This is a genomic window from Methylobacterium tarhaniae (genome assembly GCF_001043955.1).
GTDB classification, from domain to species: domain Bacteria; phylum Pseudomonadota; class Alphaproteobacteria; order Rhizobiales; family Beijerinckiaceae; genus Methylobacterium; species Methylobacterium tarhaniae.
Genome location: NZ_LABZ01000236.1, coordinates 1 through 562, shown reverse-complemented (window position 1 = coordinate 562; position 562 = coordinate 1). Strand labels below are relative to the sequence as shown.

Below are 562 nucleotides of genomic sequence, written 5' to 3'. Positions count from 1 at the left end.
CCGCTCGAGGTCGGGGGCGAACTCGCTCACCCACAGGCCCGCCACGTCGGCCCCGGTCTGGCGGGCGAAGGCCGGGTTGGCCTCGGCAATCCGGTAATCGACCGCGCGGCCCTCCGCGTCGAACTTCATCTCCAGGATGCAGAACCCGACGTCGATGCTCTCGAGCAGGGTGCGATAGCGCTCCTCGCTGTCGCGCAAGGCCGCCCGCGAGCGGACCTGCTCGGTGACGTCGTAGCCGCCGACGAAGATGCCGGTGATCGCGCCGGCCTCGTCCCGGAGCGGCTGGTACAGGAGGTCGATGGCGCGCTCGCCCTCGTCGCCGGCGAGGAGGATCGGCATGGCGCGGGCCGCGAAGGGGCGGCCGGTGCGGTAGACCGTGTCGAGGAGCTCGTAGAAACCCTGGGCGGCGAGCTCGGGGAACGCCTCGCGCACGGTGCGGCCGACGAAGTCGCGCTCGCCGGCGATCGTCACGTAGGCGTCGTTGACGTATTCGAAGACGTGGGTCGGGCCGCGCAGCACGGCGACGAAACCCGGCATCTGCTGGAAGATCTGCTCCCGCCGC

1 protein-coding gene is annotated in these 562 nt (G+C 71.4%); it reads right to left on the bottom strand.

The features are described from left to right. The coding region (locus tag VQ03_RS26695) for a PAS domain-containing protein (protein ID WP_048453954.1) at positions 1-562 on the bottom strand (562 nt) is incomplete at both ends.